This window comes from Aliivibrio sifiae, from assembly GCF_002954715.1.
Lineage (GTDB): Bacteria > Pseudomonadota > Gammaproteobacteria > Enterobacterales > Vibrionaceae > Aliivibrio > Aliivibrio sifiae.
In genome coordinates this window covers 1,556,464-1,573,170 of sequence record NZ_MSCP01000001.1, presented here as the reverse complement: position 1 = coordinate 1,573,170, position 16,707 = coordinate 1,556,464, and the positions used below count along the sequence as shown (strand labels likewise).

Annotated in this window: 16 protein-coding genes and 1 other RNA gene; 10 read left to right on the top strand and 7 right to left on the bottom strand. The window is 36.6% G+C overall.

The genetic code is table 11. The features are described 5' to 3' along the window. Positions 1-32 precede the first annotated feature (32 nt). The gene (locus tag BTO23_RS06970) at positions 33-617 is read right to left on the bottom strand and encodes a pyridoxamine 5'-phosphate oxidase family protein (protein ID WP_105063251.1); all 585 of its coding nucleotides are present in this window, start codon (positions 615-617) and stop codon (positions 33-35) included. A gap of 5 nt (positions 618-622) precedes the next feature. Next, positions 623-1,501, bottom strand: coding sequence for a fatty acid desaturase family protein (locus tag BTO23_RS06965; RefSeq protein ID WP_105063250.1), 879 nt, complete (start codon positions 1,499-1,501; stop codon positions 623-625). A gap of 180 nt (positions 1,502-1,681) precedes the next feature. On the opposite strand from BTO23_RS06965, the gene BTO23_RS06960 reads away from it, so the two are divergent. From BTO23_RS06960 to argC, 6 genes are all read left to right on the top strand, one after another. Beyond that, a complete protein-coding gene (locus tag BTO23_RS06960) occupies positions 1,682-1,948 on the top strand; it encodes a 2Fe-2S iron-sulfur cluster-binding protein (RefSeq protein ID WP_105063249.1) in 267 nt (88 codons plus the stop codon). An 87-nt stretch (positions 1,949-2,035) separates the two neighbouring features. Then, positions 2,036-2,752 carry a 2OG-Fe dioxygenase family protein gene (locus tag BTO23_RS06955; RefSeq protein WP_105063248.1) on the top strand — a complete coding sequence of 239 codons (717 nt, stop codon included), beginning with the start codon at positions 2,036-2,038 and terminating at the stop codon, positions 2,750-2,752. A 12-nt stretch (positions 2,753-2,764) separates the two neighbouring features. Next, a complete protein-coding gene (locus tag BTO23_RS06950) occupies positions 2,765-3,313 on the top strand; it encodes a GNAT family N-acetyltransferase (protein ID WP_105063247.1) in 549 nt (182 codons plus the stop codon). 38 nt (positions 3,314-3,351) lie between these two features. After that, positions 3,352-4,203, top strand: coding sequence for a ThiF family adenylyltransferase (locus BTO23_RS06945; RefSeq protein WP_211295918.1), 852 nt, complete (start codon positions 3,352-3,354; stop codon positions 4,201-4,203). A 457-nt stretch (positions 4,204-4,660) separates the two neighbouring features. After that, entirely contained in the window at positions 4,661-5,476 is an 816-nt protein-coding gene (locus BTO23_RS06940) for a LysR family transcriptional regulator (RefSeq protein ID WP_105063246.1), read from the top strand. A gap of 33 nt (positions 5,477-5,509) precedes the next feature. Beyond that, positions 5,510-6,469, top strand: a complete 960-nt coding sequence (gene argC / locus BTO23_RS06935) for an N-acetyl-gamma-glutamyl-phosphate reductase (RefSeq protein ID WP_105063245.1) — start codon at positions 5,510-5,512, stop codon at positions 6,467-6,469. Between the two features lie 135 nt (positions 6,470-6,604). On the opposite strand, the gene BTO23_RS21235 is transcribed toward argC, so the two are convergent. Next, positions 6,605-6,847, bottom strand: coding sequence for a hypothetical protein (locus BTO23_RS21235; protein WP_146107786.1), 243 nt, complete (start codon positions 6,845-6,847; stop codon positions 6,605-6,607). A 758-nt stretch (positions 6,848-7,605) separates the two neighbouring features. Here BTO23_RS21235 and BTO23_RS06925 point away from each other — a divergent pair. Beyond that, the gene (locus BTO23_RS06925) at positions 7,606-8,364 is read left to right on the top strand and encodes a hypothetical protein (RefSeq protein ID WP_146107785.1); all 759 of its coding nucleotides are present in this window, start codon (positions 7,606-7,608) and stop codon (positions 8,362-8,364) included. Then, complete coding sequence (locus BTO23_RS06920) at positions 8,315-9,775, top strand: hypothetical protein (RefSeq protein WP_105063242.1); 1,461 nt, start codon at positions 8,315-8,317, stop codon at positions 9,773-9,775. The genes BTO23_RS06925 and BTO23_RS06920 overlap by 50 nt, the downstream gene beginning before the upstream one ends. Before the next feature lie 122 nt (positions 9,776-9,897). Here the strand turns inward: BTO23_RS06920 and BTO23_RS06915 are convergent, their stop codons facing one another. The 4 genes from BTO23_RS06915 to ffs all read right to left on the bottom strand — a co-directional run bounded on the left by BTO23_RS06915 (position 9,898) and on the right by ffs (position 13,603). Then, a complete protein-coding gene (locus BTO23_RS06915) occupies positions 9,898-10,908 on the bottom strand; it encodes a TniB family NTP-binding protein (protein ID WP_105063241.1) in 1,011 nt (336 codons plus the stop codon). Next, positions 10,908-12,764 carry a Mu transposase C-terminal domain-containing protein gene (locus BTO23_RS06910; protein WP_105063240.1) on the bottom strand — a complete coding sequence of 619 codons (1,857 nt, stop codon included), beginning with the start codon at positions 12,762-12,764 and terminating at the stop codon, positions 10,908-10,910. The genes BTO23_RS06915 and BTO23_RS06910 overlap by 1 nt, the downstream gene beginning before the upstream one ends. A gap of 2 nt (positions 12,765-12,766) precedes the next feature. Beyond that, a complete protein-coding gene (locus BTO23_RS06905) occupies positions 12,767-13,387 on the bottom strand; it encodes a TnsA endonuclease N-terminal domain-containing protein (RefSeq protein WP_170066700.1) in 621 nt (206 codons plus the stop codon). A 119-nt stretch (positions 13,388-13,506) separates the two neighbouring features. Beyond that, positions 13,507-13,603: signal recognition particle sRNA small type (gene ffs, locus BTO23_RS06900), an RNA gene on the bottom strand. Between the two features lie 302 nt (positions 13,604-13,905). Here ffs and BTO23_RS06895 point away from each other — a divergent pair. Continuing rightward, a complete protein-coding gene (locus tag BTO23_RS06895) occupies positions 13,906-14,595 on the top strand; it encodes a DUF481 domain-containing protein (RefSeq protein ID WP_105063238.1) in 690 nt (229 codons plus the stop codon). Between the two features lie 212 nt (positions 14,596-14,807). Then, the gene (locus BTO23_RS06890; RefSeq protein ID WP_061003214.1) at positions 14,808-16,700 is read left to right on the top strand and encodes a sensor domain-containing diguanylate cyclase; all 1,893 of its coding nucleotides are present in this window, start codon (positions 14,808-14,810) and stop codon (positions 16,698-16,700) included. Positions 16,701-16,707: the final 7 nt, after the last annotated feature.

Genomic DNA, 16,707 nt, shown 5'->3' with positions numbered 1-16,707 from the left:
AATTAAGTTTAAAATACGGTGTGTCCATTTTGTTATCTCTTCTTTACATAAGGAGCTAAATCGGGCTTAGATTTCCAATATGGCTCAGGGGGGGTATAGCCTTCAGTTGGGCTATATATTGAGTTTTCTTCAAATCGCATCGTGTGGATATGGCGTGGGCAGTTAGGGAAAATAAATTCAGCCTCAACAATGATCACGCTCTCCGCCTTAGGAAAGTGCTGTGTAATTTCTTTATCTGTAGAAATTCGTGCTCTTCCGTTAATGCGGATGCGACGCTTGTCTCCATTGAATTGGATAAAGAGCAACGCAACTTCGGGGTTCTCATCAATATTACCAAGTGTTTTGTACATTCCGTTTCCATCATAATTCGCAAACGCAAGCTCATTATCTGACATAACACGTACGAAACCCTCATTCCCACCTTTATAAGAGCACTCCAAGTTCCTGTCACCGCTCGAAGTTGCAATGAAAAAGAACAGCGATGAGTTCACTATTTGGGCTACATCATCGTTAAACTCAATCATTAACCTTGTGTCTTCAAGCTGCTTCGCTATACGCTCTGAACCATTCAGTTTTTGAATTCTTAATTGATTTTCTGAGTAAAAATTACGCATCATAAACCTTAGATAGACTCAAAGAAAAACTCCGAATATGAATGATTCGTATGCTGAATATCCTGATTTATTCTTCTATGGACAATTGATAATTTCTCAGGTCTAACAAGCGGATACATATGATGCTCTACATGGTAGTTATTCCCATTTGTGTACCAGACCATAAAGCTGCTAGCTCGGATTGAACGCGTATTTTCCAACACATTCTCACTTTCATTATTACAACCAAAGTGCTCTGGGAACTCAATTAGGGTATGTAGTGGTGAGGCTACTAAAAAGAGAGGTAACAACCAAGCTCCCAAATAAGTCAGCATTTCAAAATATGCAAGCCCTACAATTGCAACAATAATAATAACTAGCATCATGATGTACTCATTTCTAATCTGCTTGTTGGTTTTCTGGTCACAAAGATCGTTAATATCCTTACCAAGGAGTGCTTTAAATACACGTTTGAAGAATTCGATGTAATGAGTTATCAAGAAAAATGAAATTAGCTTTGTAAATATATTGCTACTTCCATCTAGAGTATTAAATTCGAAAAATTCAGTATCGTCTTTCGTCCCTACTTTTGCATGATGTATCAGATGACTCGCCTTGTAATTCGAATAGCTAACGAGCATTGGGGCACCTAATAGAAAACCAACTATACGATTTACGATGTTATTAGAAAAAGCTCCACCATGAAGAACTTGATGCTGAAGCTCGACTCCATGAGCAAATGCAACCCCCAATAAGATAAACCCTGCATAAAAGAAGTAGCCACCCATAAAATACATCCAGGCACCACCTAATATCATTGATGTATACAAAGTCATCTTAATTGTAAAAGAGGTATTACACGAGCCAGATATTGAAACTAAATAATCATTGTTGTTTTCGACTTTCATTTGCTTACTCCATTTTAAATATGCTTAATAATAGAGTGAAAATATAATGATATTAATCAAAAACACCTTGATGAGCATATAATATTTCTTGATGCAAAAATAACTAAACACTTCTTAATAATAATTAGATAGAAGAGTCTATACATCAGATTATTATTATAAATTGATATCGAGGTGTATATGGCAAATTTAGAGATAGACATGGAAAAAAATCAATTTCTTCATGAAATAGAAACAAAAGAGTCATCCAATATTCCTTATGGATGTCGAAAAGGAGTTTGTGGACAGTGTGTTGTAGAACTAAATGACCACCATAACGTTCTGAAACCAAAGACCGAAGACGAAAAAATAATTTTAAGTGTGATTGGAAGGAACAAAGAAAACCACAGGTTAGCTTGCACATGTGAGTCAATAAAGTCTGGGAAAATATTTATCGATTTAATCTGAATGTATTATTTGTAAGTAAATGATTGATTTTTATCACCGATAAGTAATATCAAATTCTAAACCATTAAAATAAAAGAGTGTATAGGTATGGAGAAAGCCAATAATGAAAATCAACTAATATTGTCCGAGGTAATAGATAATATTTGTATGGTTTCAAATATCAACGACTTCTTGGGTAAAGACGCTTTTAATTCAGAAGATTGGGATAATTTCAAGGATTCCTGGAATGAACTCGATCAAGATAATTATATGAATGATGATGGCAAATATCGCTTTAGAAATTTCTGTAAAGCTCGATACCTAAGGTCAGAAGATACTTTATGGATGAAGGAGTACGATCATTATTACCAACCAACAGCGGTGAATCCCCTAAATGGTGGTATAAAGCGATGGTTTTCTCCCATAAAAGGGGAGGTATTTCACAACTCTATATTGAATCAGCTTTTGAAAAAAATCGGATATGAGTTAAGCGAACTAACTAATCAGGATGTTTGGAATATAAATATCTACCAGAACAGAATCATTGCGGAACAGAACCAACAAGGAAAGCCTTCTCCGGAAGGTATTCACAATGATGGAGTTAAATATAGCACGCTTTTGATGATTAACCGTGAAAACGTATCGGGTGGTATAAATACCATTTTCGACCAGAATAAAACGCCCATTTTTGACCATACGCTGACAAAAGAGGGAGAGTGCATATTCTTCCAGGACACCTCTACTTATCATTTTGCTTCTCCAATAGTTCAAGTTGACCCAAATAAGTTGGGAATTAGAGATCTGCTTGTAGTCGAATTCTATTAGCGAGTGATTGATATGAACTCAAATGATCAGAAAACATCTTCGCGTGCGACCTTAAATTACAGAGGATTGAGAGTAAAAGACTCAGAAGCCATCGCAGATATAATGTCTAAACCGCAAGTATTTCATGGCCTATCATCTATGCCTTATACAAGTGAAATGGTGGTAAAGGACCTAATGGCCGATACTGAGCATAAACATTGGGTTATTGCAGAACTCAATGGCAAAGTTACGGGGTTCATCTATTTAACGTGGCCGAGCGGGCGGTGGCGAAGAGTTGCTTCTCTTGCAATGGGTGTTTCAGATGAAGCAACTGGACAAGGAATTGGCTTTAATCTTTTGAAAAAAGCGTTGCATACGGGATTTATGTACCTCGATTTTGAGCGTATAGAGTTAGTGGTTTACCAAGATAATGAGGCAGCAATAGCAATCTACAAAAAGATTGGCCTTGTAAACGAGGGAGCTAGAAAGGCTCAGGTCATTCGGGAAGGAATTTATTTTGATTCGTACTTAATGGGTATAACCAAGAGTGATTATTTATCCACACACAACAAAAATAAATAGCTACTGTCACGAAGAATACACTAATACATAATGGAATAATGATGAAAGACGAAAACAGAAAAGATGATTATGACCACTCACTACTATTTAGCCGTATGCTTGGGATCGTAAGTGAGGAGGAACTTAAAACACTAGAAGGTAAAAAAATTGCTGTACCTGGTGCTGGAGGAGTTGGATTTACCCATGCCGAAACGTTAGTCAGAATGGGGGTAGGTTCAGTTACCATAGCTGATTTTGACACATTTGGCCCAGAAAACATGAACCGTCAATTCGGTTGCACTATTAGTACATTAGGGCAAGAAAAAGCTGACGTTCTTAGTCGCCGATTACATGACATAAACCCAAACGTTGAGACAAAAATCTTGACTGCTATCTCTGAAGACACAATAGAAGAGTTCTTGGACGGTGTCGACTTAGTCTGTGACGCTCTTGACTACTTTGTTATAGAGCCAAGAATGCTCATGTATCGCAGAGCTAGAGAGCGAGGTATTCCAGTTATAATGTCCGGACCAGTTGGTTTTGGTGCATCGCTGCATTTATTCACTCCAGAAGCTATGCCATTCGAAACATTTTTTAATTTACAGAAAAACGATACCGAACAAGAGAAACTAGTTAAGTTTGGGAACGGTTTAACACCATCGTCACTTTATCTCAACTATCAAAAGTCTGCTAACCTCGATTTCGACGCACACAAAGTTGCATCTCTCAGTTGTTCTTGCTTACTTGCAAGTACGCTAACTGGATCATCGAGTGTCTTACAATTACTTGGAAAGCAAAGTTTTAAGTCTGCTCCTTATTGTTACCAGCTTGACTTGCGCGCGTTTAAGTTCGAAGAAGTTCACTTAGAACATGGCGTCAAATCACTACCTGCCGTTGCCGAGCACGAATAACCACAAAATACATAAACATGCATCACCTCCCTCTTGTGCGATAGAGCCGTGATTAGATCGATGTTACCACTTTCCTATTTTTGAAGGTAACTCAATTTAACACGGCTCCTTTTAAATCAAAAGCCTCCAAGGGAAAATAAACATAATATTAAAAAATCACTAAAAATATTCACAAAACGTATTACTTTTCTCATTTATTTGACATAATGCAACCAGTTTCTATTATAGAATAAGCTTTCACATTAAGGGAATATAAATTCACCAGTGCAGAGGGTGGGAGTAATGGACAACTAACACATTAATCCAACCTTCATATAGATTGTCGGTCTCTTGTAAACACAAATATCTCTTCAACGTCAGTGATATTGACCATGGTCCGGCTTTTAAAATGCATTAATACATAATAAATCAAACTGGGTGCTATATATGCACTCCAAGTTATAACGAGACTGGAACAATGCAAATCAATCAAATTAACGCTTTTCTGGCTATTGCGAAAACGGGAACTCTCGCAAGAGCGTCAGAACTAGTCCATGCAACACCTGCGGCTTTAAGTCAAAGAATAAAACAATTAGAAAGCAGACTAGGAACGGAAGTATTTGTTCGGACTAATCGAGGGATGCAATTATCACCCCAGGGGCTAAAGATATATGACCATGCTCATAGTATTTCTCAAGGAATGAAAGATTTAGTTGCTACCCTATCTGAAGTTGACGTCAATCAAGAAAGAGTCAACATAGCCGTTAGCAACGCATTTAACCCCATAAAACTGAGCAATCTAACCCTTTCAAATGAAATAGAGAATCATAAGGTCAACATCCGAAGAATGGGAGATGATTCTATGTTAGTAGCAATGAAGCATAGTCCAATAGATATTGGGATCGGCTTTTGCTCCCAACAAGACGATAGCATTAGGTCCGTCTATTTAGGTTGTATCAATTTTGTATTAGTAGAAAGTAAATCGGATCAGAACAACGGTAAGGTTACAAAAATTTTGCTACCGAATATTCCTCAGCTTATTGAGGGCTTACCGATCAAAACTCAATACAGCCTCTCTCATAACGATTGTTATCAGAGCTCGTTACTCTGCATAAAAAATAAAGGGTATTCAGCCATATTAGAAGAAAACTTCGCAAAAGATTGCATTGAGAATGACAGTAATCTTTGTGTAGTGGGTGAACATATAGAAGTTCCATTTCACCTCTATTTCACCGCAGAACGAAACAAACTAATTAATATCATCAAAGATGACTTAGTTGGCTATCTAATGTAACTAATTCTCAAAAATATAACAAAGGAAGACATAGTGAATAACATATTCATTGACGGACTAGCTGGTACTACTGGACTACAAATACATTCTCGTTTAAAAGATAGACGTGATGTCAATATTATCGAAATTGAAGCTAAGTACCGCAAAAACTTGTCAGCGCGTAAAGATATGATCAATAGCGCTGATGTAGTTATATTGTGCTTGCCTGATCAGGCGGCACGTGAATCGGTATCATTAATCTCTTCACCTAATGTTAGGGTACTTGATGCTAGTTCTGCTCACAGGGTTACTGACGGATGGACTTATGGTTTACCCGAACTATCTCAAAACCAAAGTACTCTCATTGAGAGTGCAAGCAGAGTATCAAACCCAGGCTGCTATCCAACTGGTGCCATACTTTTACTAAAGCCTCTCATAGAAGCAAAACTACTAGATGCTAACTACCCTTATGCTGTAAACGCGGTTTCAGGATATACCGGTGGGGGGCGGGAAGCTATTGCTAGGTTTGAGGACCCTAATCATAAGAGTCATATTTCAAGTCAGGTCAGACGTTATGCCTTGCACGATGAGCATAAGCATATCAAAGAAATACATAAATATTGCAATTTGGTTAATAAACCTGTTTTCACTCCTATGTACGGGAATTATCGCCAAGGCATTATCCTTCAAATACCAATCCAGTTAAATAGATGCTCTTCTCGTGCAAATGCTGAGCATTTGAGGCAAGAACTCAGAGAACACTATCATGATTCTCAGTTTATTAGTGTAGGGTCTTATTCTAGCATCATCGATGTTGATGGGCTTGAGCCAGATATTCATAACAATTCTAACAAAGTGACTCTTCATGTACTTGCCCCCAAAAATACAGATCATGTCGTCTTAACAGCGATATATGACAATTTGGGTAAAGGAGCCTCAGGAGCAGCGGTTCAAAACTTAGAAATAATGTTAGGACTCGATCCTAGTGATGGATCTGTAGCACCGTTAACTTAACAAGGCTCAATTAAGAGGTTTGATTTAATGTGTGTCTACTATTATATGCCTAACGTAAATCGCTGATGCGTTCGCAGGAAAGCCTCTTATGTGAAACTAACTAGGCTTAGTTTAGAGCAAAGAGGCTATCTTAACTTACTTTAACGTCCCACCTCGTTTGCTCACAATGCGTTCATCATTTTCGGTAACGTACACATCTTCATTTGGGTTATAAACTACGGCGTAATCGTGCAGGTATGGCGCGTGAACTATGATAGCTGGTTTAACGTATGCAACCATCTGTGTTTTCTCATTAACCCACTTCTGAGCTTGCTCAGGAGACGCTTTGATGTGAATTTTCGTGTTTCCAGTGTATTTAGGGTTTCTAGGTTCGTTCATACTAAATCTAAGCATTGAACTACTAGAAACATTCATTCTTGCTACGGAATCACGAATCGCTGTTGAACCCTTTTTATAGCGGCTTTGCTCTTCTGATAAAGCCAACCTAGGAAGTAGTTTTAGTGGCTTTGCATTATATGTGTAGAACTTTGGAATCGGGTACCCGTCTGTACGGTAAAGTTTAGTATATGGCTGCAGACTAAAGTGATCGGTGCCATCAAATTCAGTCAAGCTTGTAACACCCGGTCCATGAGACTATTGGATGCCACATATACTGAAAATACATTAGCATCGGAATTGTAGTTTTGTAGCTGTAAAGTGAACGGAATTCGAAAGTAATGCTTGTTGCTAAGGTTGGTGATGATGTGCTCCAACATGACCTTTTGCTAGCCCTTGGATTTGTTCATTCGGAGCTCTGATTTAGAGCCGCTGCCTTGAGGTTTGAAAAGCTTGCGGCTAGATAAGTTTGAAAGACCGTTCGATATCGGTGGGTATGATGGATCTCACCACTCTCCCGATTTGATGTGGTTGGCTGAACATGGTTACGTCATCAAAGAACGCACGCCAACATGGATCAGACCACAGTATAAATATAAGCGATCAGAAAAAGGCACTGACTACGTTCTGAACAGCGAATAAAAGTATGAATCTTTATTACCTAATGTTTGCTCATTGGCTGTTCAATTATGTCGTTTAGTATGAAACTCTATTTTATGATCCTAATAGGCAGCCACAGATAATAATGGCTTCTATCGTTTTTGAGTATGGGACTTTATTCCTCTCTCACAGTTAGCGTTTTAAGATATAGGTCTTTTCCTGAAGAAAAGCGCTTGCTTATAAAAAGTCCTCTTTGGAACTTAGTATTGGTTTATTCGAAAGAAAGTGATGATGGCGATTTTTTAGTTGATTGTATCAACCTGTTGGTTTCGTTGTGCTTAAGTGATTCCGAATGCAAAGGTGCACATGGTCAATTGCTATCCGCAATTCTACTCAAACAAGAAGGGAGTGCTTTATACCATGCAGTAAATCAATCTGGCTATAGATTTAAAACACTTCCGAGCTTTCTTAAAGTCGCCTTAAAAGCGATACGGGACAGCTATACTCGCGACATATCAATAAGTGATTGTAAAGACATAATACTGAGTAGTACAAAGCATGAGCTTATAAACAGTAAAAAAGAGATTGTCGGGGCTTTAGAGTTACTAAAACCTTTAAAGCAAGGTGATTTTTTGGAAGCTATTACTTATGCAACAGCTCTCTCGATATCAGGCGAGAGTGCTATTGGCACGAACTTGTTCAACGACTTTGTTAATTCGATACCTGAAGAAACGCGTCATTTGTTATGGCGAATCCAAACTGAATTGGTTGCAACTGCGTTACAAATTGAATCTGAAATCCAAGTTGGCAATCTGAGTAATGAAAGTACACAAAAATGGCAAGAGCTTATAAAAAAATTGGAGAAAGAGCATGAAGAACGAGCCGAGTTTCGAGATTTTCCACCAGGCTTTAACTTCTAGAATCGTAGTACTTAATTCCATCAAAACAGCTTTACAGCCAGTTTCTGGAAGTATAGAGATACTTCAAAATGCCTGCCTTGAACTCGGGGAAATTGTTGATGAGTTAGGAAATGGAGAGGTAGAGAATAGATACCGACGGTTTCAGTTTTCTGTATCAATATTCCTTTTGCTTGCGCAGTGGAAGCAATCCATTCGAAATGCAGATAGTGACTCTCAAAGGTTCCTGAGTTCAGCGAAACTGAAACTCTCAGAGCTAGACGAATCTTTAATGGCAGAGGAAGATGCTTTGTTCAAGGGGTTCATTGATAAAGTTAATGCAATTTGCAATATCAACGAACTTGAATCAATAGCTGATTTGTTTTTTCGTTGGGATCTTCCGCTGCTTTTGTATTCTAGGATGAAGAAGCCACCTATAGCATCATATTCTCCGAGGGATACAGGAATAGATCAAAGAGACAAAACTAGTGTTGCTTTTGTAAAGTTTGATATTGATGGGCAGCCAGCAAAAAACTTTAACTACCTTAAACCTGGTACTTCATACGATTTAACATTGGAAGTTAGAGTTTCCAATTGGCCGATAGATGCAACAAATTTGTTGCTGACGCCCGTTACTGTCGATGCAAGAGAAAGGGAATGGTTGCCTACGTTTAACTTTAAAAAACCTGACGGTGAAGAACCATTCATATTGAGAGATACTGGCAGAGCAGTGTTAGAAGTAGCTCACTCATTTGGTTCTAGACCTTATGAGTTTCTTTACGCCGCAGAGTTTACCGATTCTAAACATAACGGAAAAGTTGAAATTATAGGTCACAGAAGATTATTGCTTGAAGGAACAGATATAGACTCCAACCCTATATCTGGCTTCTCTCATGTAGATAAACGCCTGATTCAAATAAGAAACCAATTAAGAACACTACACGTCATTAATGAGGATGATGTGGCAACTGTTATGACAGTTCTAGGGGGGCTAGGTAATATATACGCCCAAGCACTCAAGGTAGGTATGTTCCAAGAAAAAACCTCAGAGAAAGACTTCCAAGATTTAACTTTTAAGTTATTGAGTAATAGATCAGACATTGGAGAAAAACTACATAGTCATGTTGAAGCTGCAGGTGGAATTACAGATTTAACCTTTTGTGACATTCCAATAGAGTTAAAGGTTGAGCATCGAAAGCCAATGCTCCCAGGAGACTTCACAAAGTATTTTGATCAAACTGCTAGTTATGCTATCGCTTTGGGAAAGAGAGTTGGAATATTAGCAGTTTTAGAGTCATCGCCCAAAACAGCACCGTTAGGGTGTGTCGAAGAAGATATTGCTGTTTTTTCTCATCCTAGTGGGACAAGCAGTACTTTGGTCATTGTAGTTGTAATTAGAGGAGGATTTCCCAAGCCTAGTTCATACTCAAGATAAGAAATTGAGTTAAGTGATGTTCAATACCGAAAGTAATAAATTGAATGTTAATTTAGAAAAGTGTTAACTCATTTTTATCCAAAATGAGTTAACACTAAGTATATGCTGCTCAAAAATCATCCTCAACTCTTACTCAACAGTGAAGATAAGGACATAGCATCAAGAAACTTAGTTGCAGTAAGGCGTTCATCATCAGTCATTGCGTTTAGACTATACTTTGAATAAGACTCTACCTCTTGAATTGGAACGTCAGCTACATTCATTTCAAATGGATTTTTCTTTGTTGGAAATTTGTACTTGAAAGTGGCACTTAATACATCATGAGTTAGTGTGTTTTTGTTTTGCTTAAAGCTTTCTAGCATCGCATCAGAGCAGAAGTTCTTAAGTTGCCTTAGCTCACCCCTACAAATTGAAAACAGTGGAATAGCAAGCTCCTTATTGTGCAATGATGGCACCTCATCATACCCCATTCGATTTGCTAGGCCTTTTAGGAATTGAACATATGTTTTCATGTCATTTTTTAATGAGAAATATTCTATTTGTGTTTTCCATGCTAAGCGAGATCCCCATTGAGGTTCTTCAGAAATAATATCTGCATAGGGCATACCAACTAACACAATTGATACTCTAGCTTCTTCACTAATGTATTTAAGCGTGTTAGCGACATTCTGACGTTCTTTAGCACTTGAAAATTCGATGAGTTCTTGAAATTCATTAATAATAATGAGTTCTGTTTTTTTACGCTTTAAAGCTCGAACGACTCCTTCGGCGAGAGCGATTTCTGAGCGTTTCGCTCTTCTCGTTCCTGAAGGTGATTGTCCTAAATCAGTTAACAGTTGATACATGGTTTGTTCGTTATTCACTCTATGTGGGATACGTGTATGTAACACGGGTAATGAACTGAGTGCAGAAGAATTTGATGACGGTTGTTGTAACAGATAGTTATTAACGAGTGCTGACTTTCCTGAACCAGTATCACCAAGTAAGAGCATACATTGTGGTTCTGCACCTAAACCTTGATTCATTCGTAAATCATTAAAAATAGAGTAGATATGAGTAATTATTGGATACTCAATAAAGCATTGATTAAAGTTGATGAGTTGTTCTTTTTGAGTCGAAGATAAAGTGTGCATCAAAATCCCTCTAAATCATCAAATTGTTCATCCCATCCATTTAAAACATCATGTTCATTTGTATTCAGTTTTTTGATTTCACTTTGCTCACTAGGTACTTGAATCGACTTTTGAGTATGACCACCAATATCTTGGTGCCGAGCTATCTTTGATGCATGGGTAGTTTTCGTAGTACGTTTTTTACTAGATTTGATTTTTTCTACTTCTTCCGCAATTCTATTTTCAACATACATACGTGAATCAGCGAGTTTTTCATGTTCTATTTGTAATCTTGTTTTAGTTCTTTGTAATTTTTGAGCTGTTTGATGCTGAAATAACGTAAGGCCTGATGTATAGCTAATATCTGTCATGCAAGGAACTTTAATATAACGAGATTCATTAGTTAAATAGACAAAAATATGTGATATATCAGAAGGGTCGGTTTTTGTTTTCAGCGTTAGGTTATTCTTATCAATAGAACCCCAAATTTTTCTGTATTCACTTAATTCTTCTGATTCATAACGTAATCCATAAAGAAAAATCCCTCCAATACGAACCGTTCGAGTATTTAATATTCCAAGCTCTATTCGTAATTGTTGGGCTTCTTCATCTGTATAGGTGAGAGGGGGTAAAGCCGTTACTCCTTCTTGCCATTTAAAATAAGGAACAGCAGTCTCTCTTGTATCGGAAGTCATATGATAGATATCGATAATCCACGTATGAAATAGTTCTAAAAATAAACTGAATGTAATCGCTGCATCTTTTTTAGGATTATAACCTTTCAGTTGCTCTATTCTTGAGCGAGTTGTTCCTGGGAGGGAATGGACTAAGCCTTTATTTAACAGGTCAAAAAACTTTTCAACAAGAGGTTTCATCCATGGTTTACCAACCTTGTTATATAAAATATTGGTAGCAAAAGGCAGTAAACTATCTTCTAAGCTATTACTCCAGAACTCAGCGCCATTATCAACAACAAGATTTTCAATTTTTCCAGAAATAGGCCAATCCTGTTGAAGGTGAGGGTATTGTTGTGTAATAGATGATTTATCAAGGCAGGCATTGCAAAAAGCGTGACGAATAGATTCAAAGCTAGGATGCCTAAAGCTAAGGTTATAGCCGACAATGCATTTGCTATAACTATCGATTAAAATTGTTAGGTATGGACGACCTAATGGTATCTCTAAGTTGTCATCAAGTAAGATTAAATCAAGAGGTGTGTGATCTATTTCTACTCGCTCTAAAGGTCTTGTTACATTTACCATTCTATCTACGGTTCGGTAATTAATATCAGCATATCGTTTACCATACCGCTTTAAAGCTACATCATATTTAGGTAGTGCATTGATTCGGTTGTAAAAAGTACGTTGACTGACAGATTTGATTTGATTTTCAGGCAAGGAACGGTTTTCTATTATTACTAGATCACAATAGTACTTAAAAGTTTGACTGATAGAACATCGGGTTAATGTTAAATATTTTTCGTTAATTGCTTTTTTTATCAAAAAATCGCTATCAGTATGCTGTTGAATATTACCTTTACTTGAGTGCTTTGGGATTAAAGAGGAGATATCATTCCCGCTTGAATGGTAATTTTTATGCCATTCAGCAAGAGTTCGCCATTTAGGGGCCGCCATTTTTAATTGTGTAGCAGCATCATCAATAAGAGGATTTAAGTTTTTTTGTGTCCAGCCACCCTTTAAGCGAGGTTTGATCCACTTAATAAAGGAAATACGGCGTAGTACTTCCATTTTTATGTCATGGCTATATGAATCAAGGGATAATAGGAGCGAGTTTGCTTCTTCATTATGAATGACTTTATTTTTCTCGCCAGAAATCTCTATTATTTCTTTAAATTCATCATTAAATGGAAAACTCATCGTTATAACCACACATATGAGTTGCCATTTATCGCTTCATTTGAGTAATCGGTTTGAAGTGCCCCTTTTGATAGCCAACTTAAAACACCTGTTAATGCCTCTCCGTCACTAATATTTAAGCTGTTTGCAATTTGATTAATTTGAATTTTATTTACTTTCTGAATGAGGTTGATAATTGCCTTTTGAGTAGCAGAAATACTATGTAGTCCAGAGTATCTATGTAAAAGCTTAAAATTATTGAGTAAATGACCTGTTCTAATTTGCTTTTCGGTAATAAGAATTAATGAAAGATTTAACTTCTGGGCTACTTGCTGTTTTTGGATGAATTTTGATTGAAAATCGGGACGTTGGGTTTTAGAAAGAGGTTTGACTTCAAGTAATTGTTGCAGCCCAGATGAATGTGTAATGAGAAAGTCTGGAGTGTAGGGGAGGCGTTTTCCTTGATGTTCATAGTGAAACCCTTGAGGTTGAGATTCAAAGCTAACAACATCAGGAGAATATTCAAGATGAAAGCACATATCAAATTCAAGCATAGACTCTGTACGAATGATTAAATCATTCTTCAGGCTCATAAATTTACTAATGTTTTTTACTTGAGATTGTTTTAGTGTACGAATGTACATGGTATTCACCTTCATGTTGTAAACTTACAACTAAAGGTAGGTTATGCGAGCTTATTTTGCAAATTTGTAGACTTCTTTGCAATTTATGCAGAGTAATTTTGCAAGCGTCAGTTGGGTGGAAGCCCCAGCCACATCCCGGCACACACGTCGCCCGCTGCGGCTGCTCCCTTCCAGGCCTGACCGAGTTCACGAGTTAGTGTTGCGGGAGGACCAGGGCCTCCATAGATTCTGTTGTTCCGTAGAACGAGAGCGATTATTGAACATGCTCATTTAGATTGCAAGAGAAAATAATAAAAAAGATGCTAAGTGATTAATAAACAAACGGCTGCGTTCAATTTCGGTAACATTACGTAATTCCATGTGTCTTAAATGTAATACGTTAGAGTGGGTTTATTATTCTGTTTATGAGAATTAGCTATAATGAGATTTATTTTATTTTTAGTTAAGGAAGCACATGTCTAAATTACCTGTCATTGTCTCTTTAATTATCTACGCTTACATTATTGAGTTTTTCAACGATGGCTAAAGATGAAGATAGTACTGCCTCTGGTGAGTTTAGTGGTGACGCGAAAGTGGGTTTTATCTATACAAAAACAGATGAAACATCAATGTCGGTTAATTCAGGAGTGACTTTAAAATACGAAGAGCAACTATGGCATCATACAGCAGCATTTTCTACGTATTATACAAGAGGGAATGACAGTGATGATGGAACGAATAAAAATAAAACCACGTATGATCTGAAATACGATATGTCAGAAACCTTTTTTATTTTTGGTAATGCAAAATATGAACATGACCAGTTTGCTACTTATCGAGAGCAAATTTTATTGGTAAGTGGTTTTGGTGCTAATCTTATTGACTCAGAGAAAGCATCACTAGATATTGGTGCTGGTCCTGGTTATCGTTATTCTAAACGTCAACGTTTTGATGATGATCTGCCAAATCATTCAGAAGATGAAATGATTGCGAATATCTTTATTGAAGGGGACAGTAAAATTACGGATGGGCTAGAAATTGGTGGTGGAGTCCGTATGGATTATGGTGATTCAAATACGACAACTACAACGCATGGATATTTAAAAAATAAATTAATGGAAAGTTTATCTCTAATGATTGATGCTGAATATATTTATAATAGCGTTGTTGCGAGCGGTAAAGCTCATGATGAGATTTACAGTACGATTAGTTTAAATTACGATTTTTAGTTTAATTAGATATCCGATCTTATTTATGAAATTAATGATATTCGCATCATGTTATATATTTAATCTTTGTTATTTTAACGTCATATAAATGACGTCAATAAAACTCTCTAATTATACAACATATTCACATGAACAATTAGAGCGAGATCACTAATTAATTATGTTAATTTGATAGAATGCCAGTGGTAAAAATTGGCATTTTGAATGGTTGTATGATTTATAAACAAATAAAATATTTTATTGTTACTATCTTATTGATTGGTATCACACCTGTGTTCTATTTTTGGGGATTGTACCATACAGAATTAAATGCCATTCAATATCAAAGACAAAATACAGCTAAGCATCAATTAAACTTTAGTCAAAAAGAAATTTATTCAATTGCTTCTGAATTAGGAACATCTTTAAAGTTATTATCCGATAACAGAATGCTGTTGCAATTTATACAAGATCCCTCTACAAAAAATAGAGCATTATTAGAATCTCTTTGGTCACTAACTGCGACAAACTATTCATATATTTCTCAGATCCGCTTTATTGGCATTGATGGAAAAGAAATTTCTCGTCTTGATGAGCAGAATTCTCAAATACGTATTACTTCAATACATCAACTTCAAGATAAATCACAGCGAGATTACTTTCTTTATGCACAAGCACTTGAAGCAGATGAATTAGGTTTTTTTGGTATTGATTTAGAAGTAGAGCATGGCGAGGTTGTTCTACCTCCTAGTCCTTCATTACGTATTTTTACTCCAGTTGAAGTCGGTGATGAACGAAAAGGATATTTGTTTTTCAATCTAAATATCTATGAGATTGTTTCGCAATTGGAAGATTCATTAGAAGGTGGAGATATTGTTGAGTTCGTTAATGAAGAAGGATATTACCTTGCTTCAAAAGATACGAATAAAACATTAGGACACCTTATTTCTGAACGGAAAAAATATAATTTATCCATTGAGAACCCTAAGCTATGGGAAAGTATAAAATCACAAAACTCCGGTGTATATTCAGATAAAGAAAGTGCTTATTCATTTATAAAAGTGGAATTTGATGGTGACTTTGCAAGCCGTTCATTCTATTTGATATTGAGCAGCCCTAATACCTTAACCGTGACAAATTTAGATCATAAATTAACGTTTATTATTTATGAATCAATAATGGCAATGATCGTTATTATCTTTATATCGGTATTGATAGCGCGTTATATTGCAAAGCACAGAACGACTAGTTTGGAAAGTCAATTAGCCTTGGCTGCATTAAATGGGATGTCAGCCATTGTTATTACCGATAAAAATAACCGTATCATTAAGGTAAATGAAGAGTTCACCCGTTTAAGTGGCTGGGAAGAACATGAAGTGCTAGGGTTATTGCCATCAATATTTAAGTCAGGAAAACACAAAAAAAGTTTTTACTCTTCAATGTGGGAAACGATTCAAGCTGATGGATTGTGGGAAGGTGAGATAACGAACAAAAGAAAAGATGGAACGTTATTGACCGAAATATTACGCATTCAAGCGATTTGTAATTACGATGGTAAAATGGAGTATTTCATTGCGTCATTTGTTGATATTACTGCCCGAAAAGAACTAGAAAATTGCTTAAGAGAATTGAGTGAGAAAGATATGCTGACTCAATGTTGGAACCGCCGTAAATTTGAAAGTGAATTTTTAGCTATTGTTGATGAAGAAAGAACTAAAAGTAACGTAGGTAAATCTTGTTTAGCGATTGTTGATATTGACCATTTTAAAAGAATAAATGATGAATATGGACATGATGTTGGCGATAAAGTAATTACTCAAGTCGGTAGAATTTTGAATTCTGAAAGCAGAGAGTCTGATTTTGTTTCTCGTATTGGTGGTGAAGAGTTTGCTATTATTTTTCCTAATACCACACTAAAAGAAGCGGATGTTATTTTAAACCGCTTACGAGTGGCTATAAATTTATATGATGGCGCGAAAATCACGATCAGTGGTGGCTTGACGGATATTTGTACCAATAGTGAATCAAGCTATAAACGTGCTGATCTTGCGCTTTATGAATCTAAAACATCAGGCCGTAATCAGATCTCTTGTTTTACCTCTGCGGAAATGGAACAAATTGCATAGTGGTAAT

Excerpts from the sequence above, each read along its gene's own strand:
- BTO23_RS06970 (WP_105063251.1), bottom strand. The coding sequence starts at position 617 with ATGATGCGTAATTTTTACTCAGAAAATCAATTAAGAATTCAAAAACTG.
- BTO23_RS06965 (WP_105063250.1), bottom strand. The coding sequence starts at position 1,501 with ATGAAAGTCGAAAACAACAATGATTATTTAGTTTCAATATCTGGCTCG.
- BTO23_RS06960 (WP_105063249.1), top strand. The coding sequence starts at position 1,682 with ATGGCAAATTTAGAGATAGACATGGAAAAAAATCAATTTCTTCATGAA.
- BTO23_RS06955 (WP_105063248.1), top strand. The coding sequence starts at position 2,036 with ATGGAGAAAGCCAATAATGAAAATCAACTAATATTGTCCGAGGTAATA.
- BTO23_RS06950 (WP_105063247.1), top strand. The coding sequence starts at position 2,765 with ATGAACTCAAATGATCAGAAAACATCTTCGCGTGCGACCTTAAATTAC.
- BTO23_RS06945 (WP_211295918.1), top strand. The coding sequence starts at position 3,352 with ATGATGAAAGACGAAAACAGAAAAGATGATTATGACCACTCACTACTA.
- BTO23_RS06940 (WP_105063246.1), top strand. The coding sequence starts at position 4,661 with ATGCAAATCAATCAAATTAACGCTTTTCTGGCTATTGCGAAAACGGGA.
- BTO23_RS21235 (WP_146107786.1), bottom strand. The coding sequence starts at position 6,847 with ATGAACGAACCTAGAAACCCTAAATACACTGGAAACACGAAAATTCAC.
- BTO23_RS06920 (WP_105063242.1), top strand. The coding sequence starts at position 8,315 with ATGAAGAACGAGCCGAGTTTCGAGATTTTCCACCAGGCTTTAACTTCT.
- BTO23_RS06915 (WP_105063241.1), bottom strand. The coding sequence starts at position 10,908 with ATGCACACTTTATCTTCGACTCAAAAAGAACAACTCATCAACTTTAAT.
- BTO23_RS06910 (WP_105063240.1), bottom strand. The coding sequence starts at position 12,764 with ATGAGTTTTCCATTTAATGATGAATTTAAAGAAATAATAGAGATTTCT.
- BTO23_RS06905 (WP_170066700.1), bottom strand. The coding sequence starts at position 13,387 with ATGTACATTCGTACACTAAAACAATCTCAAGTAAAAAACATTAGTAAA.
- BTO23_RS06895 (WP_105063238.1), top strand. The coding sequence starts at position 13,906 with ATGGCTAAAGATGAAGATAGTACTGCCTCTGGTGAGTTTAGTGGTGAC.
- BTO23_RS06890 (WP_061003214.1), top strand. The coding sequence starts at position 14,808 with ATGATTTATAAACAAATAAAATATTTTATTGTTACTATCTTATTGATT.